The 17,457-nt window shown below is 37.5% G+C and carries 21 protein-coding genes and 2 pseudogenes; 21 read left to right on the top strand and 2 right to left on the bottom strand.

Annotation, left to right across the window (positions count from 1 at the left end):
- Position 1: 1 nt before the first annotated feature.
- The 13 genes from ACVWXS_RS09680 to ACVWXS_RS09620 all read left to right on the top strand — a co-directional run bounded on the left by ACVWXS_RS09680 (position 2) and on the right by ACVWXS_RS09620 (position 10,550).
- The gene (locus ACVWXS_RS09680; protein ID WP_456957938.1) at positions 2-1,063 is read left to right on the top strand and encodes a M24 family metallopeptidase; all 1,062 of its coding nucleotides are present in this window, start codon (positions 2-4) and stop codon (positions 1,061-1,063) included.
- A gap of 17 nt (positions 1,064-1,080) precedes the next feature.
- On the top strand, positions 1,081-1,638 hold the full coding sequence (gene efp / locus ACVWXS_RS09675) for an elongation factor P (protein ID WP_068984780.1): 558 nt from the start codon (positions 1,081-1,083) through the stop codon (positions 1,636-1,638).
- 210 nt (positions 1,639-1,848) lie between these two features.
- Positions 1,849-2,856, top strand: a complete 1,008-nt coding sequence (locus tag ACVWXS_RS09670) for an NAD(P)H-dependent flavin oxidoreductase (RefSeq protein WP_456957936.1) — start codon at positions 1,849-1,851, stop codon at positions 2,854-2,856.
- 334 nt (positions 2,857-3,190) lie between these two features.
- Complete coding sequence (locus ACVWXS_RS09665; RefSeq protein WP_008179863.1) at positions 3,191-3,400, top strand: hypothetical protein; 210 nt, start codon at positions 3,191-3,193, stop codon at positions 3,398-3,400.
- Positions 3,401-3,405: 5 nt separating this feature from the next.
- Positions 3,406-3,783: a hypothetical protein gene (locus ACVWXS_RS09660; RefSeq protein WP_368636649.1), complete on the top strand. Its 378-nt coding sequence runs from the start codon at positions 3,406-3,408 to the stop codon at positions 3,781-3,783.
- A 12-nt stretch (positions 3,784-3,795) separates the two neighbouring features.
- The gene (locus ACVWXS_RS09655; protein ID WP_456957934.1) at positions 3,796-4,707 is read left to right on the top strand and encodes a stage III sporulation protein AE; all 912 of its coding nucleotides are present in this window, start codon (positions 3,796-3,798) and stop codon (positions 4,705-4,707) included.
- Position 4,708: 1 nt separating this feature from the next.
- On the top strand, positions 4,709-4,852 hold the full coding sequence (locus ACVWXS_RS09650) for a hypothetical protein (RefSeq protein ID WP_368636651.1): 144 nt from the start codon (positions 4,709-4,711) through the stop codon (positions 4,850-4,852).
- Positions 4,853-4,974: 122 nt separating this feature from the next.
- On the top strand, positions 4,975-5,334 hold the full coding sequence (locus ACVWXS_RS09645; RefSeq protein WP_456957931.1) for a hypothetical protein: 360 nt from the start codon (positions 4,975-4,977) through the stop codon (positions 5,332-5,334).
- On the top strand, positions 5,335-5,895 hold the full coding sequence (locus tag ACVWXS_RS09640; protein ID WP_456957929.1) for a SpoIIIAH-like family protein: 561 nt from the start codon (positions 5,335-5,337) through the stop codon (positions 5,893-5,895).
- A 199-nt stretch (positions 5,896-6,094) separates the two neighbouring features.
- Positions 6,095-6,601, top strand: coding sequence for an acetyl-CoA carboxylase biotin carboxyl carrier protein (accB, locus tag ACVWXS_RS09635; protein WP_402988725.1), 507 nt, complete (start codon positions 6,095-6,097; stop codon positions 6,599-6,601).
- Positions 6,602-6,613: 12 nt separating this feature from the next.
- Positions 6,614-7,972 carry an acetyl-CoA carboxylase biotin carboxylase subunit gene (gene accC, locus ACVWXS_RS09630; protein ID WP_374966141.1) on the top strand — a complete coding sequence of 453 codons (1,359 nt, stop codon included), beginning with the start codon at positions 6,614-6,616 and terminating at the stop codon, positions 7,970-7,972.
- 168 nt (positions 7,973-8,140) lie between these two features.
- Entirely contained in the window at positions 8,141-9,184 is a 1,044-nt protein-coding gene (locus ACVWXS_RS09625) for a tyrosine-type recombinase/integrase (protein WP_456957927.1), read from the top strand.
- A 718-nt stretch (positions 9,185-9,902) separates the two neighbouring features.
- A complete protein-coding gene (locus ACVWXS_RS09620; RefSeq protein ID WP_456957925.1) occupies positions 9,903-10,550 on the top strand; it encodes a hypothetical protein in 648 nt (215 codons plus the stop codon).
- A 25-nt stretch (positions 10,551-10,575) separates the two neighbouring features.
- On the opposite strand, the gene ACVWXS_RS09615 is transcribed toward ACVWXS_RS09620, so the two are convergent.
- Positions 10,576-10,797 (bottom strand): helix-turn-helix domain-containing protein, encoded by a 222-nt coding sequence (locus ACVWXS_RS09615; protein ID WP_456957923.1) that lies wholly within the window; start codon positions 10,795-10,797, stop codon positions 10,576-10,578.
- 150 nt (positions 10,798-10,947) lie between these two features.
- Here ACVWXS_RS09615 and ACVWXS_RS09610 point away from each other — a divergent pair, with 150 nt between their 5' ends.
- Together ACVWXS_RS09610 and ACVWXS_RS09605 are read left to right on the top strand one after the other, a co-directional pair.
- On the top strand, positions 10,948-11,421 hold the full coding sequence (locus ACVWXS_RS09610; RefSeq protein WP_456957921.1) for a hypothetical protein: 474 nt from the start codon (positions 10,948-10,950) through the stop codon (positions 11,419-11,421).
- A complete protein-coding gene (locus tag ACVWXS_RS09605) occupies positions 11,418-11,627 on the top strand; it encodes a hypothetical protein (protein ID WP_456957919.1) in 210 nt (69 codons plus the stop codon). Before ACVWXS_RS09610 ends, ACVWXS_RS09605 begins: the two co-directional genes overlap by 4 nt.
- 138 nt (positions 11,628-11,765) lie before the next feature.
- Here ACVWXS_RS09605 and ACVWXS_RS09600 read toward each other — a convergent pair whose 3' ends face one another.
- Positions 11,766-12,242, bottom strand: coding sequence for a hypothetical protein (locus ACVWXS_RS09600; RefSeq protein WP_456957917.1), 477 nt, complete (start codon positions 12,240-12,242; stop codon positions 11,766-11,768).
- A gap of 321 nt (positions 12,243-12,563) precedes the next feature.
- Between ACVWXS_RS09600 and ACVWXS_RS09595 the strand changes: the two genes are divergently transcribed.
- From ACVWXS_RS09595 to ACVWXS_RS09570, 6 genes and pseudogenes are all read left to right on the top strand, one after another.
- Complete coding sequence (locus ACVWXS_RS09595) at positions 12,564-12,692, top strand: hypothetical protein (protein ID WP_456957915.1); 129 nt, start codon at positions 12,564-12,566, stop codon at positions 12,690-12,692.
- Positions 12,693-12,991: 299 nt separating this feature from the next.
- Entirely contained in the window at positions 12,992-13,567 is a 576-nt protein-coding gene (locus ACVWXS_RS09590) for a recombinase family protein (protein ID WP_456957913.1), read from the top strand.
- A 421-nt stretch (positions 13,568-13,988) separates the two neighbouring features.
- Positions 13,989-14,303 (top strand): hypothetical protein, encoded by a 315-nt coding sequence (locus ACVWXS_RS09585; RefSeq protein WP_456957911.1) that lies wholly within the window; start codon positions 13,989-13,991, stop codon positions 14,301-14,303.
- Between the two features lie 152 nt (positions 14,304-14,455).
- Positions 14,456-14,563: pseudogene (locus tag ACVWXS_RS09580) on the top strand (hypothetical protein); the annotation flags it as partial.
- A 385-nt stretch (positions 14,564-14,948) separates the two neighbouring features.
- Complete coding sequence (locus tag ACVWXS_RS09575) at positions 14,949-15,506, top strand: hypothetical protein (RefSeq protein ID WP_456957909.1); 558 nt, start codon at positions 14,949-14,951, stop codon at positions 15,504-15,506.
- Between the two features lie 1,235 nt (positions 15,507-16,741).
- Positions 16,742-16,849 (top strand): annotated as a pseudogene (locus ACVWXS_RS09570) (hypothetical protein); the annotation flags it as partial.
- Positions 16,850-17,457 lie beyond the last annotated feature (608 nt).

Genomic DNA, 17,457 nt, shown 5'->3' with positions numbered 1-17,457 from the left:
TATGTTGAAATTGCAAAAGCTACGTAAGGCACTTCAAGAACAAAATATCGATGGCATTTTAATTACGAACGGGTACAATCGTCATTATATGACTGGTTTTACAGGGACAGCGGGCGTAGCGATTGTGTCTCAAAATGATGCTGTGTTTATCACGGATTTTCGTTATACAGAGCAAGCTGCTGCACAAGTACAGGACTTCCGAATTGTACAGCATGAGGCAACAATCCTTGAAGAAATTGGAACGCAAGTAAATAACATGGGTATCAAATTATTGGGCTTTGAGAAAGATACTGTTAGCTATGGCACATATGAGCTATATAAAAATATAATTCAAGCTGATTTAGTACCGATTTCTGGGCTAATTGAAAAAATTCGCTTGATTAAGACGCAACAAGAGATTAATATTATTAAGGTTGCGTGTGAAATTGCTGATCACGCATTTACACATATTTTAGACTACATCAAGCCAGGTAAAACAGAGCTTGAAGTTTCGAATGAATTAGAATTCTTCATGCGTAAACAAGGAGCAACCCAGTCCTCATTTGATATAATTGTTGCGTCTGGTCTTCGCTCAGCGCTACCACATGGCGTTGCAACGAATAAAGTGATTGAAAAAGGCGACTTTGTCACATTAGACTTTGGAGCGCTGTACAATGGCTATATCTCAGATATTACACGTACTGTGGCAGTTGGCGAACCATCTGAAAAATTAGTGGATATGTACAACGCAGTACTTGCTTCCCAGCTTCTAGCACTTGAAAAAGTAGGTCCTGGATTAACAGGGGTTCAAGCAGATGCGATTGCACGTGACTACTTAAAAGAAAAAGGCTATGGCGAGGCATTTGGTCATTCGTTAGGACACGGGATTGGTCTTGAAGTACATGAAGGCCCTGGCTTATCGATGCGTTCAAATACGGTACTAGAGCCAGGTATGGCCGTAACGATTGAACCAGGAGTTTATTTACCAGGTATCGGTGGTGTACGTATCGAGGACGATATTTTAATCACAGAGACAGGTAATGAACTACTAACGCATTCGTCAAAAGAACTCATTATTTTATAATCTATGGAGGAACACAAATGATTTCAGTAAACGATTTCCGTACAGGTCTAACAATTATTGTTGATGGCCAATTATACCGCGTGTTAGATTTCCAACACGTTAAACCAGGTAAAGGTGCAGCGTTCGTACGTTCTAAATTACGTAACCTACGTAACGGTTCAGTAAATGAAAAAACTTTCCGTGCAGGTGAGAAAGTTGAAAAAGCACAAATTGATAACCGTAAAATGCAATACCTTTATGCACAAGGTGACGAGCATGTTTTCATGGATCTAGAATCATATGAGCAAACTGAACTTGCTTCAGCTGCAATTGAATATGAATTAAAATTCTTAAAAGAAAACATGGAAGTGCATATTCAATCGTACCAAAGTGAAATGCTAGGTATTGAATTACCAAACACTGTTGAGCTAGAAGTAGCAGAAACTGAGCCTGGTATTAAAGGTGATACAGCTTCTGGTGGTACAAAACCTGCAACTCTTGAAACAGGTCTTATTGTACAAGTACCATTCTTCGTTAACCAAGGTGACAAATTAATCATCAATACAGAAGAAGCTTCTTACGTTTCTCGTGCGTAATGAATAACAACATGCAGCCTACTCTTTTCTAACAAAAGGGTAGGTTTTTTTATACATATAATGATAGAAGAGCCAAAGCGACGGATAGACGAGTCGAAGTGAAGGATAGAATTACCGAAGCAATAGAAAGTCACGAAGAGAAGATTTTTTTATTTGCATGATGGTCATATGTGGAAGAAACGTTTACAATAAAAGTAAGGAGTGAATGCTATGCTACAAACAATTTTTGAAATACCAACCCCAATGATTCAAGCACCAATGGCTGGTGTAACATCGCCAAAATTTGTTGCTGCCTGCGCAGAGGCAGGTATTTTAGGTTCGATTGGAGCGGGTTATTTAGATGGGGAACAAACGAAAAGCTTTATTCAGGAAGTTAAACAGCTAACGAAAAAACCGTTTGCAGTAAACTTATTTGTTCAGGAAGAGCCACGTATTGATATTGATGTTCTTCAGAAGGCTCGAATGGCTTTACAACCGTTTTACGACGAGCTTGGCCTTTCGCCTGTGCAAAGTGTGATGTCCAAGGAAGTATTTGAAGGACAAGTACAAGCCGTTCTTGATGAAAATGTAGCTATTTGTTCCTTTACATTTGGCATTCCTTCAGCAGATGTCATTCATCGCTTAAAGGACAATGACGTTTATGTTATTGGTACAGCTACTACATTAGAGGAAGCGAAGCGTGTAGAACAAGCGGGAATGCATGCTGTTGTCCTTCAGGGTGGTGAGGCTGGTGGTCATCGTGGTTCCTTCACTGAACCTATGCAATTCATCCATTTGCACGATTTACTGCAGCAGGTAATAGGACAAATTTCCATTCCGATTATCGCAGCAGGAGGTATTGTCACAAAAGAAGCTGTCGAACAAGCATTAGCAATAGGTGCACAGGCAGTTCAAATTGGGACAGCTTTATTAGTGGCAGATGAGTGTGAAATTTCCCCGCTTTATAAAAATGCCGTGCTTCAATCACAAGCACAGCAGACGACCGTTACTCGTGCTTTTTCGGGTAAACCAGCAAGAGGCTTAGCGAATGCTTTTACGGAACGTATGAAGGATGCTGTTGTGGCACCATATCCATTGCAAAATGATTTAACTACAACTATTCGTAAAGAAAGTGCAAAACAAGGAAATGCTGCATATTTATCAATGTGGATGGGTGAAAATAGTTATTTAGTGAAACAAACTGGCTCCGTGAAAAGCATCGTGGAAAAATTACTTTAACAGGCGTGATTAAGGAAAAATAGGTTTATTATTGAGTGATAAAAGGATGTATTGTTGCTATTTTGCTAGTACATTCCCATTTTTAACTGATTGTAGCGTAGGGCTACTCGAGTGCTCCTGTCGCTTCGCTTTCGTCGCAGGCAAAGCTTCCCGCGGGAAAGCGAGTAGCCTGTAGCGGAAATCAGAGCCTTCAAATTTTGTTAGCGTGGATAAAAATGGTTAATCAATACACCTGTTACTTTAATTCATAAATCTCTTAGATCTCTATACATATGTATGGAGGTCTTTTTTTTTTGCTTGCAACATATATTGCTGTACACGAGGGGGCGTATGAATGGAATTACAAGACGTATTAAGGGTCGCTGGAGTGGGACTAGTAGTTGCGCTTCTTCATGTTTTCTTTGATCAAACAGGAAAAAAAGAATTTTCATTTTTCCTTTTTTTCATTGCCTACTTATATATGACAGCGGAATTACTGCGATTTTTGCGTCTATTTTTCACTGAAATCCTTACATTCTTCCAATGGCTGACCTCTTCCGGGTAGTGTAAATGGAAATTGTCATCTTAGCTGTTGTCATGCTGCTTTTATTATTGCTTATAAAAGAAGTCATACAGCCACTCCATGCGCTAATTAGTGTGATGTTTTCGTTTTTGCTGTTCAGTATGTTGTTCTCGGCACTCCTCTTGCCATTCATCAAGCAATTGCTTGAGACGTTAGCTTTCCTGCCTTATGCAAAAGCCGTTGTGGTGAGTGCCAGCCTTTTTTATATTGGGCAGTGGGTGTCTATGTTACTTATAGAACAAAACTATAAAGTACTCGGGAACATTGTCAATGATGGGGTCAAGATTGTCATTTTGGGCTATTGGTTTAAGGAATTTTTGGCTGTCTTACAGGAGGTGTCGGCCATTTTACAACGGCTAAACTAAGGGGCGAAGACATTGCTAGAGCAAATATTTTCGTTTTTAATTGATCCATTCTTTCTATTGCTAAAGATGACACTTATTTTATGTGGCTACGTCATCATTATTTTGATTGTCAATATGATATTACCAGAATTTGAAAAAGGGACAAGATTACTTTTTTTTCTTATTGTACTTGCAACAATAGGACCTGTCGTTGTGGATTCATTTAATTTGATTGACAAAATAGCACAGGGACTGGCCCATATATTCACTGCATTTTACCCCATTCTTACTTCAAGTTTTCTTTTATCAAGCAGTATTACAGCCATTGCCTCTTGGCAGCCCTTTTTACTATTCTTCGTACAAGTCTTAACGATTATTAGTAGTAAGTGGCTTATTCCGGGAGTGCTTTTTGCCATTGTTTTTGATGTTTGCAGTGTTATTGTCAAAGAAATTTCGTTTACGAGAATTGCAGAATTGATTCGTTTTACGATTATGAGTGTCGTCTCTGCATCTGTTATTTGTTACATCATCTTAATGTCAGCAAGTGGTGTTGTGGCCTTTAGTGTCAACGCAGCTGTTGCAGAGCCTGTGAAGAAATTAATAGAGGAAAATATTCCGGTTGTTGGTTCCTTTATAGTGGATAGTTTTTCGATGTTTCAGCATATGACGCAATTTACTTCTTCTGTTAGTAGTATTACTGCGTTTATAGCGGTAATTACAGTGGCGTTCATTCCAACAGTTCAGCTTGTTGTCAGTGCGTATTCATTGAAACTGTTAGCTGCCATTTTAGAACCAGTTGCTTTCGATGATATTTGTAAACTACTAGATCATGTTAGTAAATCTCTATTTACATTATGTGCTGTATCATTTCTAATTGCTTTTTCATTTATGTTTACTTGTTTTTTCCTCATCGTTTTTGTACAAGTTATGGCCGGGGGGAGATAAATTGATTCTTTTAGTGGCAATGCTCTTTATCTGTCAGATATTTGTATTTCTAACAGATGATAAAGAAATAATTTCACTCACAAAGCTTGTCATTACGTTACTATTTTTGCAATTGCTATTAAAGATTCCATTTATCAATTCATAGGAGGAAACAAGCGTACATACACTTGAAAAAGAGAAGATGAAAGGAGGCAATGTACAAGTGATGTGGAAAAGACACGAAAAAAAACAACGTCATTTTTGATCTTAGTGCTTATTGCTGCCTCCATGGGAATTTTTATCATTTTACCAATGTATCAAACGAATTCAATGAATGAGCAAGAAACACCGGTGACCAATGAAGTGAAACTTGAGCAGACACTTAAGGCTATGCAAGGTGTTGGGGAGGTCAAAGTATATTTTTATTACGGAGAGATGACAGAAGAAAAGGATGAGAACAAACTATTCAGTCAATATTTTCGAGGAACTGAACAAAGCACGAAAGAGGTAACAGGGATGTTAATTGTTTCAGAAGGAGCATCAGATATCTTTGTAAAAAATGAAATTCGTGCTGTCGTTAGTCAAGTAATGCAATTGCCGATTCATCGAATTATTATCGTTCCAATGGAAAATAAGGAGGAAAAGTAAATGCGCGTACGTAGAAGAACAGTTTGGTTTATGACATTATTAAGTCTAGTAGCGGTTATTTCAGTGTATTATTTGGTTGATCCAGCAAAACAATTTAATGGACTAACTATTTTCACAGATGATACATTACAGCAAACTGCAGTAACGGGTGTGACAGATCAAGAAGCTACAAAAGAGGGTGAGACGAAGGAGGTATCTTCTCCAAGTCACTTATTTGAAGAAATGCGCATGCAAGTTAGTGATGAAAGAAGCCAGCTTCGTGAACAATTAACGCAGAAAATCGGTTCACAAGAAGCCTCAGCTGAAGAAAAAAATAAGGCCTATAATGACATGGATAGTCTTATTAAACAAGAATCCGCAGAAGCAATGCTAGAAATGCTTATTAAATCTTTAGGTTACTCAGATGCCTTTGTGAAAGCTGATGGTGATAAGGTATCCGTAACGGTTATGGCGGAGGAACTGTCAAAATCTCAAGCAAATGAAATTATTTATTTGGTAAGAACAGAGATGGAAGGCGCAAATGACGTCCAAGTAAAATTCAGTGCAAATAATAACTATTAAAAGATAAAGAAAAAGATGAAGATTCTGTTTATTTAATAACGTTGTTATATATCAGCGTAATGAAAAGGCTTTCGTTTAGTAAAGGAAAGCCTTTTATTTTGTGCATATTTACTTAATTTTCATTAAACTATTTCAAATTGTTTCAAATAAATATAAAATAGTGCTTGTAGTAGATTTTATTTCATAAGGAGAGTTAGAAATGTTCAAAATTCAAGAAATTCGTGAAATCATTAAATTGGTAGATTCTTCTTCAATTGACGAGTTCGTTTATGAAGTAGATGGCGCAAAAGTTAAGTTAAAAAAGAATGGTGTTGTTGTTACTGAAACTGTAGCACCTAAAAAAGAAGTAGCAGCACCTGTTGTACAACAATCTGCACCAGCAGCACCTGTTGCACCAGTGGCAGCGCCAGCAAAAGCTGAAGAAGCACCAGCTACAGCTGCAGCGCCAGCAAATAACGACCCATCGTTACATAAAATTGTGTCGCCGATGGTTGGTACTTTTTATCAGTCTCCAAGCCCAGATTTACCAGCTTACGTTAAAGTGGGGGACAAAGTTGGTAATGAAACAATTGTATGTATCGTGGAAGCTATGAAACTATTCAACGAAATTGAAGCAGAAGTTCAAGGGGAAATCGTTGAAGTACTTGTTAAAGACGGTGAATTAGTAGAATACGGTCAACCATTATTCCTTGTAAAAGCTGAGTAAGGAGTGCAAACCATGAAAAAAGTATTAATTGCAAACCGCGGCGAAATCGCTGTGCGTATCATTCGCGCTTGTAAAGAGTTAGGTATTCAATCTGTTGCCGTATTCTCAGAAGCAGACGCAGACGCATTACATGTGAAATTAGCAGACGAAGCATACTGCATCGGGCCAAAGCTATCAAAAGATTCATATCTTAGCTTCCCGGCTTTACTTAGCGTAGCAGAAAAAACTGGTGCAGACGGTATCCACCCAGGTTACGGTTTCGTATCTGAAAACGCTGACTTCGCTGAGGCTTGTGAAAACGCAGGCATTAAGTTCATTGGACCTTCATCTGATTCTATTAAAATTATGGGTATTAAAGACGTTGCACGTACAACAATGGAAGCAGCAGGTGTTCCGCTTGTTCCGGGTACTGGTATTGTTCCAGATATCGAAACAGGTAAAGAATGGGCTGCAAAAATTGGTTATCCAGTGATCATCAAAGCAACTGCTGGTGGTGGCGGTAAAGGTATCCGTGTAGCTCGTACAGAAGAAGACCTTGTAAAAGGCATTGAAATTACGCAAAAAGAGGCTGCTGCAGCATTCGGTAACCCGGGCGTATATTTAGAAAAATTCATCGAGTACTTCCGTCACTGTGAGATCCAAGTATTAGCGGATGGCCATGGTAACGTTGTACATTTAGGTGAACGTGACTGTACAGTTCAACGCCGTATGCAGAAATTAGTAGAGGAAGCTCCATCTCCAGCGCTATCTTCTGAGCGCCGTGCTGAAATGGGTGCAGCTGCTGTTAAAGCTGCAGAAGCTTGTAACTATGAAGGTGCTGGAACAATCGAGTTTATTTATGACTATCGAGAAGATAAATTCTACTTCATGGAAATGAATACTCGTATCCAAGTAGAACACCCAGTAACTGAAATGATTTCTGGTGTAGATCTTGTACAACAACAATTAAAAATTGCATCTGGTGAAAAACTTCCTTTCACTCAAGATGATATTAAATTAAACGGATGGGCTATTGAATGCCGTATTAACGCAGAAAATGCTTATAAGAACTTCATGCCATCAGCGGGTACTGTAGATACTTACGTAACTCCAGGTGGCTATGGTGTACGTATTGACTCTGCTGTTTACGCAGGCTATACAATCCCTCCATACTATGATTCAATGGTTGCTAAACTAATTGTTCATGCCAATACACGTGAAGAAGCGATTGCGAAAATGAATCGTGCGCTTAGCGAATTTGAAGTATCTGGTCCTGGTATCAATACAACAATTCCATTCCACCAAGCATTGATGAACAATGACGTTTTCAAATCTGCGCAATTCAATACGAAGTTCCTAGAAGAGAATGATGTTTTGGGGACAAGCAAGTAAGACGTATCAACGTTTTAACTGTATCGGCTAATAGTCGGGAAGCTTGCGAAATAGTTGTGCGATATTTGTCAGCGGAATAGTTGGCGGAATAGAATTAGGAATAAAACAAAACGGAATATCCGATTTTTAGACCCTTTAACGAAACTAATTCGTTAGGGGGTCTTTTTTATGCGTAAAAATAGTCAGCGTACCGGTATTTTCGATTTAGAAAATATGAATCCGATCGAACTAAAAACGATTAATCCTAAAAACGAAAATAATGAGCCGCTAATTACCGCGCCAACAATAATGATTGATGTTAATTCAGTTCGTTTAAAAGGTAATCGTATTAGTGCGTATTCGGCGCTAATCATCGTTAAAGAACAAATGCGCTTATCGGGCATACGCAAACAAACGATTAAAGAATACGACTACATTTTTAGACGGTTATTAACAAATATGAATGTCGAATATTTAGACGAAATAAAAGCGGAAACATTATTCGGATTTATTTCATCATTAGGCGATGTAAAAGACATTACAAAGCAAAGTAAATTACGTGTGATAAAAGCGATATTAAATCGCATGTTCGATAACGGTTGGATTGAAAAGCGTTTTTGGAAAGATATAAAAATTAAAGTCGATGGGAAAATCAAACCGCCTGCTAATGAAAATAATTTAGGAATACTTCTTTCGTTATTAAATATGAGTAACTTTATTCATTTCCGCGATGCAGTAGCAATTTTAACAATTTACAAATGTGGCTTGCGTATGAGTACGTTAATTCAATTAGAAGAAAAACATATTGACTTTGATAATCGAATGTTAACTATCGAGGGAGACATTATGAAAGGGAGAGAAGTTTTAAAACTACCATTCGATGATGAATTAGAAATGTATTTGAAAAGGTTAATTAAACAAAACGATATTATCCGAAATCACTATAAGAAACGAAATAAATATATTTTTATCAGTAAGTTTGGAGACTCGTTAGACGTTGAATCTAAGCCTTGCGCAATTACAAAGCGTTTGTCTTATTATTCTAGTAAATATCAACTAAAAGATATTAATCCACACGCGATTAGACGGCTGTATGCGACGAATTTATTACGTAAAGGTGCGAATGTAGCACTAATTAGTAAAGCACTCTCTCATAAATCTTTAGCTACTACAACGGCTTATTTAGGATTAACAACCGACGAAGTAGCGAATGAGCTAAAAGAATTTTTATAAAACAGAAAAAAGCCGCTAGTGTACGCAGCACTAACGACTCATAGAACGAATACACTAATGCCTGCCAGCGATAGTGTTCACTCACAACTGAATATGAGCGATGATATGCCTTCATTTTACTCGAAAAAAACGTAAAATGCAAAGGCTCGCTTTCCTATTGTCTTTTTTAGGAACGTTCACTGACGAGAAGCCGTTTAAGCGTCATTAAAAAACACGTCAGGTTACGCCGAGCCAACGCAGTAAATTCGGCTAGGGCACATTAAGCGAGTTCCTTGTTTCTCGTAGTGTCTGAATGTGGTTGACGCACATTATCGGTCAGGAGTGGAAGGTCTGAGTGGCTACGGTCACGCAGGGTACACGATACATTGTAATTGTTGCTGAGTTCCTCATAACAGTAGGATAAGCATTTACGATACATGCAAGAGGTGTGTTAACGGATTACAAGACGTTTCGGGGGCAGAAGTAGAAACTACGTGTATTGATTCGAAAGGATCACGATTAAACAAGGGCATACAATACGGATACCTTAATTGAGGATTCATGGAATCGGCTGTCTATGTTAGTTGATTCTTTTTTGAGTCTCTAACGTAGGCAACCGAAATCAGCGCCAAGCCGTTTTCCTTATCTCGGCTTCATGATGTAGGGACTATGAAACAAATCAAGAATAAATTATGTAAATCTATCAAATTATATGAGAAAATATAGTTGGGTGATGAATGTGAAAAGTAAGAAAATAATATATCTAATAGTAATGCTTGTCTTAGTATTTTTTTTAATAGTTATGCCATTTATTCTTAATTTAATAATGAATTTAGATCTAGGGATTAATATTAATCAGGATAATATCTGGATAGGTTTTCATTCAAGTTATTTAGGCGGGATTTTCGGTGGGATAATAAGTGGTGCATTGACATTAGGTGGTGTATATCTAACAATTAAAAATCAAGAAAAAGCAAAAATGAAAGATGAATTTCCGAAGATGAGTTTAAACCTAGACCATATTTATGAGTTAATGCCAAATCTACTTTATTTGGAATCTCTTCTTTATAACAAAGAATATGAAAAATTTTTTAAAATACTGGAGAATTTCGAGAGTAAAAGAAGAGATATTTTAACTCTTGCCGCAGATGTAAATGCGAATTTTTATGAAATAATAAGAAGTTATTTGGGTATTGTGGAGAAAACTGGTTTCATACATAATGATATTGAGTATGAAGTAGACGAACTCTTGCAAGAAATACCTAATTATAATGTTTTTGAGACATATAGAGGGATGATTTATTCTAATTTAGAAAACATGAAACGTTATGAGAAAATGTTTGAACGCGAATATGAGAAATTATTAGAAAAGTATAAAGTTTTATAAAGAATATTTGATAAAGCGCAGCCAATTAGTCGGCTTGCGCTTTTTCTTCGTCTACTATTTCAATGAGATCACTAATATCACAATTCAAAGCTTTACAAATCTTCTCTAATGTATCGAACTTAATTCCGTCAGTTTCCTCGTTATACAAACGTGAAAGTCCATTTCTATGTAATCCAGTTGCTTCCGCCAACTCAGAAATCTTCATTCTTTTCTCACCTAATAAACGAGATAAATGTACTTTAATCATATGTAGTCACAATCCTTTTTAATTTCATTTTACACTGTAGTGTATATAACTTCAATTTAATGTTGACAATGCACACTATAGTGTATATTATAGTAACTACAAAGCACATTGCGGTGTGCAAAATTGACACTACGGAAGGCGGAATGTGAAATGTTTACGACGTTAGACGAAGGCAAATGGTTAACAGACAACGAAGTTTGGTCAGTGGAGTATCAAATTGTGACGTTTGAAAAAGAAGGCGTATTCTCAACGTCTTATCAAGTGTTTGTGAAGCGACGTAACTATAGGTGGGATTATACAGTCCCTACGAAACCAGTTCCGTTATACGTACAGGAAATGATCGACGACACTATTCGCAAGTGCAAGCGTTTAATAGCAGAGTATACGAAAAAAGTAGCCGATCAAGCTACGGAAATTGTTATCGCAGATAGCAGTGACTACTTAGATAACTACGAGGCAGTATCAACGGAGAAAGGTGCTTGGCGTACTATTGTAATGCGTTTTTCAAATACGGCACTTAAAACAATTCCGATATTCGATCATATGCATGTAGTTTGTTCAGACTTCTATCGCGCCTTAATAGTTGATGGTCAGGAGTTAGTGATCGGAGGTATTCCAGCATGAAACATAAAGCGTCAGCGCAGTCGCTTGAGCGTGAATATAAGAAGGCGTACATTAAGTTACTAACGCAAGCAGCAGCCGATACAGCAAAGCAAGTAGACGCATATTTTTTCGGTGAAGAAGGCGAGGACGGTGAACTTAGAGTGTGGTATTACGGTACGACTGCGTTTTCTATCGCAATAGCTTTGTTTATATATGTAATGGTGTAATGAACGACATTCCGGTTGAATAATTCCGGTTGAATACTCACCCACGCCAACGGGTTGAGTCGCTGATCCTGCGCCAACAAGCAATAGTATAGGTCTTTGCGCCAACATTGACCAAAATAAAACTAGGTACACCAACACCTAGTTTTTCTTATTATTTTTCAGCTGATTCTTTGCTTGATCCATTATGGTTGCAATTAACTCTTCCTTCGTTAGTTTAAAATAATTATCACCATATTGAAAATCATTTACCATGTCACTTATGATGAACCATTCTTCAAGGTCTTCTGGGTAATCAATATCTCGAATCACTGTATTTATATCATAGACTATATCAAAAACGCTATTCTTATCTTGTAGTATTTTTTCAGATAAATGCAGAATATAGTATCTAGCACACTCTTCGTATGATGGTTCTTGCAACTCCATATCACTTAATGCTCTTCTAAAGTAATCTTCTACCTCAAAAATGTTAAGTGGTTCTCTTAGAGAAGATAAGATATTTAAAGAAAACGATGAACAATTATTTTCCAACATGGTGAAAGCCCAATTAATATAATCGACAGACTTAATATCCTGATTTTGATATATTTTATAAAATAATAGTAGAGTGTTCATAGTACATCACCTCTAACGTTTTTTATTTATTATACCAAACAGCAACAATTAATAATGCTAAGCTGCATTGTTAGTTAAATAGTAAGCAACTGTTTCTAACTGTCTTGACTAAACAAAGATACAACATAGCATTTTTCCTTTAAATGAGTAAAGGGAAACATAGCGCCTTCATTTCGCCTATATAAACGTGGCTAATAACGGTTTTAAATCGCAAGTAGACTTATTTATCATGCGAAGGCTAGAACGGCTAAAACAACTAAGGAGCATAGAGCGCGTATCATGAGCGCCGTAATCCGTGAATCCGAGTTAGGTAATGCGTCGATGACTAAGTTATACATGCAGCATCAGGGTATGCTTATCGACCGAGTGGAATATGAGGATAAGACGGAGAAAGTTGATGAAGCAGCGATCGCGGATAAGTTGGCGAGTTTCAGAGCGAAGTATAAATAGCGCTATATCAACGATTTAGCGCGTTAAAGTGTTATAAATGCGAGGTTGGCTACGTGCTGACTTCGCTCTTTTTTTATGCGTTGAGAGTGCGTTATGGTTCCGTTTGATTCCGAAATACGAGAAAACATCGGGCAGAAGGCGCTGGCGGACGCGCTACCTTGAAAACAAATCGTTATCTGACAATTTACATATGCGGTATCTTTATCAAAACTTAACAGTATTGACAACGTTTTGCCGATACGATAAGATAGCCTTATAAACGTTATCAAAACTTATTATCAAAAGTTAGGGGCGATATAATGGCTAAATACGGATATGCTCGAGTGTCAACGGTAGCACAAGATTTAGAGTCGCAAATTCAGTCGTTAGAATCAGAAGGCTGTACGAGTATCTATAAAGAGAAGTTCACGGGGACTAAGACGGATCGACCGATATTTAATGAAGTCATGGCGTTGTTAACGGAAGGTGATACGTTAGTAGTAACGAAACTAGACCGACTAGCACGTAACACTAAAGAGGGTATCGATGTTGTCGAGGCGTTATTCGAGCGCGGTGTGCGCGTACATGTACTTAACGTAGGACTTCTGGAGAATACGACTATGGGGCGCTTCTTCCTCACTACCTTACTAGCGGTGGCAGAGATGGAACGCAATTTAATCATTGAACGTACACAAGAAGGTAAAGCAATCGCAAAACAACGCGATGATTTCCGTGAAGGCAGACCAAAGAAATTCGACAAGAAACACTTAGACAATGCTATGCAGCTATTGGAATCGAATAGTTATAAAGAAGTCGAAGCAAAGACGGGAATTTCAGTCGCAACTTTAGCGAGAGAAAGAAGAAAACGAAAAGAAAATGAATTAATTAACGATTGAGCAAACGTCGCTTGATCGTTCTTTTTTTGCGTTAAAACTGCGTGACCCCAAAGCCCTCGATTCTGGCAGGCGCTTTCTGCTGCTCGATAATTACAGACATCATTTTTAAAACAAGCCGACTTTTTGCGCTGTCAGACGCATCGAGAATTGTTACATCGGATAGTTGGTCGTCTTGAATCGTCTGTATAACGATTGGATTATATATGTATATTTTATATTATTTAACATTGATGTTTCGGAATCATCTTGCGTCAATTTTGCGTTGATGATATATTTCCTTATCCTAACTATAACTAAAACTATCGTGGGAAAATATCCGTCAAGTTTCCTTTGTTTTGGCGCAGAATAATCGATAATTTAGAGGATATTTAGTTCGCATTATTTGCGTTAGAATGACGAATAGAAAGCGAGGTTATTAATAATGTGGGAAAAAGATTCGTTTACGTTGGGAGAAGCGGCAAAGGAGTTGAATCTAACAGATGCGCAAGTTCGTATTGTTCTTAGCAAGATGCAAGACCGTATAGATAACTTTAGTGAGAAGTTACGGAATGGAGAACGTCGGTTAAATAACACCGAAGTATCTGTAATTGAATTTGTACATGTGCGTACTAATAAAGAAAGAATACAGGATGATGCGTGTGATTTAGCGGTTTCTATTTTTTATCGAGATAATAAACCTAAAATAATAAAGGAATATCTAACGTCTGAAATTGAGCGATTGGAAAAAAACGAATAAGTTTTATTGCAGAGCGTGTTGATAGTAGTGTATATTATACGAAAAGGGTCTAAGAATCTTAGTACCGATTTTGTAAGTTCCTAAATCGTATAAAAACGTTGAAGCTTACGGGTATAGTTAATAGTTCCGCTATTTGTCCGTAATAAGAGCGAACAACAATTCCATTCCACCAAGCATTGATGAACAATGACGTTTTCAAATCTGCGCAATTCAATACGAAGTTCCTAGAAGAGAATGATGTATTGGGGACAAGCAAGTAATTGATTATGCAGATTTGGGGAATAGAATAGGGAATAGAACACCTATCAAAGTTCGCAATTTTATTACCTTCTAACTTTTATTAGTTAGGAGGTTTTTTTATGTCCAAAAATAAACAGAGATCAGGGATATTTGATTTGAATGACATTACAGGGAGCATACAACTTCCAACATTCAGTGGGGCGGTACTGATCCCGACATGACCGTTACTATCGCTTTTTAATTAAAGAGGGGAATGCCCCCTGGCTTAACCGTTGCGGGGCTTTTTTATTGTTAAAAAGGAGGATCAATCATGGACAACACAATATTTCATGACCGTAAGTGCACAAGCAAAAAAAAATAGTTTGAATAAGTTAATAGAAAACATAAGGAAGGGAGGTGTTCTTTTTGAATTCATGTAAAAAAAATTGTTCATGCAACTGTTGTAAGCCATGTGGTGTTGTTCCAGTATCAAGGGCACTAAAGGCAGTAGATGCATCTCAAGTATCCCCAGCACCCCCAGCACTTCCTAGTGGAATTATTGTTATGTGGAGTGGATCAATTAGTGATATCCCGAAGGGGTGGGTTTTATGTGATGGTACAAACGGTACACCAGACTTAAGAGACAGATTTGTAATGGGCGCTGTCTCCGATTTAGAAATTGGAGAGATGGGCGGAAGCAACAGTATTGTTTTAAGTGTATCTCAATTACCTCCACATTCACATGATGGATTAACAAATGATGATGGAATTCATAGCCATTCCTATAGTGCAGCTACATATACAACAGAAGGTATTGCCCTCCCTTCGGATGCTGTTCGAAGCTATGCATTCGACAATAATGTGTTAGAAACGACCAAAAATGGAGACCATCACCACAGCTTTAATACAAATAATACCGGGGATGGAGAACCAATAAATATAACTAACTCTTACTATAAACTTGCTTTTATTATGAATCTGTAGTTTTCATGTTTTCTGATGATAGTTCACCTGAAATCGTAGAGCTTCTCTCTATTATTATAGATTTTGTGTATCTTGGCAGAAATTCAAATTGATACGTTTTATCTATATCTACCCAACAGATTTTTGTAAAATTGGTTTTTAGTTATTTTATAAAGGGAGATGAACACTGCTCTACAATCAAATATGATGAATAAAGAAAGAAGCTGACATTATGTCAGCTTCTTTCTTTTCATTTAAATTATCAAACGAGAAATAAACATATTAGGTAACTAACATTGAAATGCTCATTGTTTTGTTAATTATTTCCTTGTTAATCATTCCGTTGATACTCACAGAATGCGTAAAACATTTGGATATACTTACTATCAAGCTACTAAAGATGTAGCTAAGTTAATGGAGATATTCACTCATTCATCACTTGTGACATAGAACATATCGTGCAACTTTCGACACAGTTCAACAGTACACATGATTTAGACTTAAATGGCGTTTGGAATCTAGTTCTATGCTGTCAGGATGGCAATAGAGGAGAAGCTAATGGGAAGTTTGCTAGACTACCTGAAGACCATCTTTTACAACGATTGTATAAACGTAATGAGTATCTAATCGAAAGTAACCATCCGCTAAAAGAAACAATACTTATGCGAACTAGGAAAAATTATCAACAAAGAGCAAACTATTTATGGTTTTGCGAAGTCCATAAGTAGAGCTAAGTGGCAACCTAAATTTGAATATGATGTTGGGTTTTAAGTCTAAAATTTCTTAAAGGATGATTGCATTAACGACAGGAGCAGGGTTTCCGATTTGAGGTAAGGGTCTTCCTATTAATATATGAGCTGTTGCACTCAAACGAAATGCAGTTGCTAACGAAATGACATGATTAATATCATTACGATGGAAAATATGTCCCCTAAAAAATAGAGGACTAAAAGGGACTAAAATTTGACTTATAAAAGTAAAATCGCAATACCGTTTTTGTATATTTTGTGTGAAAGTAATGAACCTTTAAAAGTATCCAAACCTTGATATATCAAGCGCTTTCTGTCCAAACAGTAAGTGACCACATCTTAACTTGAGAAGTAACAACTTCAGAAGAACGTCAAACGACATTCAATGATCTTTAGAAAGATGGTAATAAAATAGCGTTCTGAGATTGTTCTATTCTTAAATTCATAGATAAAGCTTGAGGGAGTAAGCATGGATAACGATTTTTATCGTTACTGGTCTTTTATGGAACAACAATTCCATTCCACCAAGCATTGATGAACAATGACGTTTTCAAATCTGCGCAATTCAATACGAAGTTCCTAGAAGAGAATGATGTTTTGGGGACAAGCAAGTAAGACGTATTCGTTAACAACGGAATAGAATGCGGAATAGAACGCTAACGTCTATTTCTTATACCTTCTGACTTTTATTAGTCAGGAGGTTTTTTGTGTGCGCCTGGCATGCGCATGAACTATAGGGTGTAAGTCCCGAACCCCGAAGACAGAAGTAGAGGTTAGCCAAGAGCAAGGGTGTCCGAGGCGACTCGGAATCTGAAGGAAGCTGGCGGCAAAACACCGGTCCGAGGAACACGAATCTCATAGAAGGCTAGGTATGATTGGATGAGTTTGCACAACAAAACAAAGTCCTTTCTGTCGAAGGTCATATCGAGTAAATGAGGCGGATAGATGGTGTGAAAGTGCATGCGCTTACCCGGGGAGATCTGATGGAAACGTGAAGTACCCTTCATAACCTACTTGGTGACAAGTAGCTGAATCATCAGAAGTCAGCAGAAGTCATAGTACGAATGGGTCTAGAACCAATCGGAAGGACTGAACAACTAAGAGAGAATAGCCCTTGGCATTCCATACTGAATGAATGAACACAGAAAACAGAGAAACCTCACGCTTAGAAAGTAATGGTGAAGTCCATGAGGGTATTTGCGGAGGGTGTAGTTCAGGTGGGC

It is taken from the genome of Lysinibacillus sp. TE18511 (assembly GCF_054062295.1).
The sequence above is the reverse complement of the archived record's forward strand: the minus strand, read 5'-3'. Positions and strand labels throughout refer to the sequence as shown.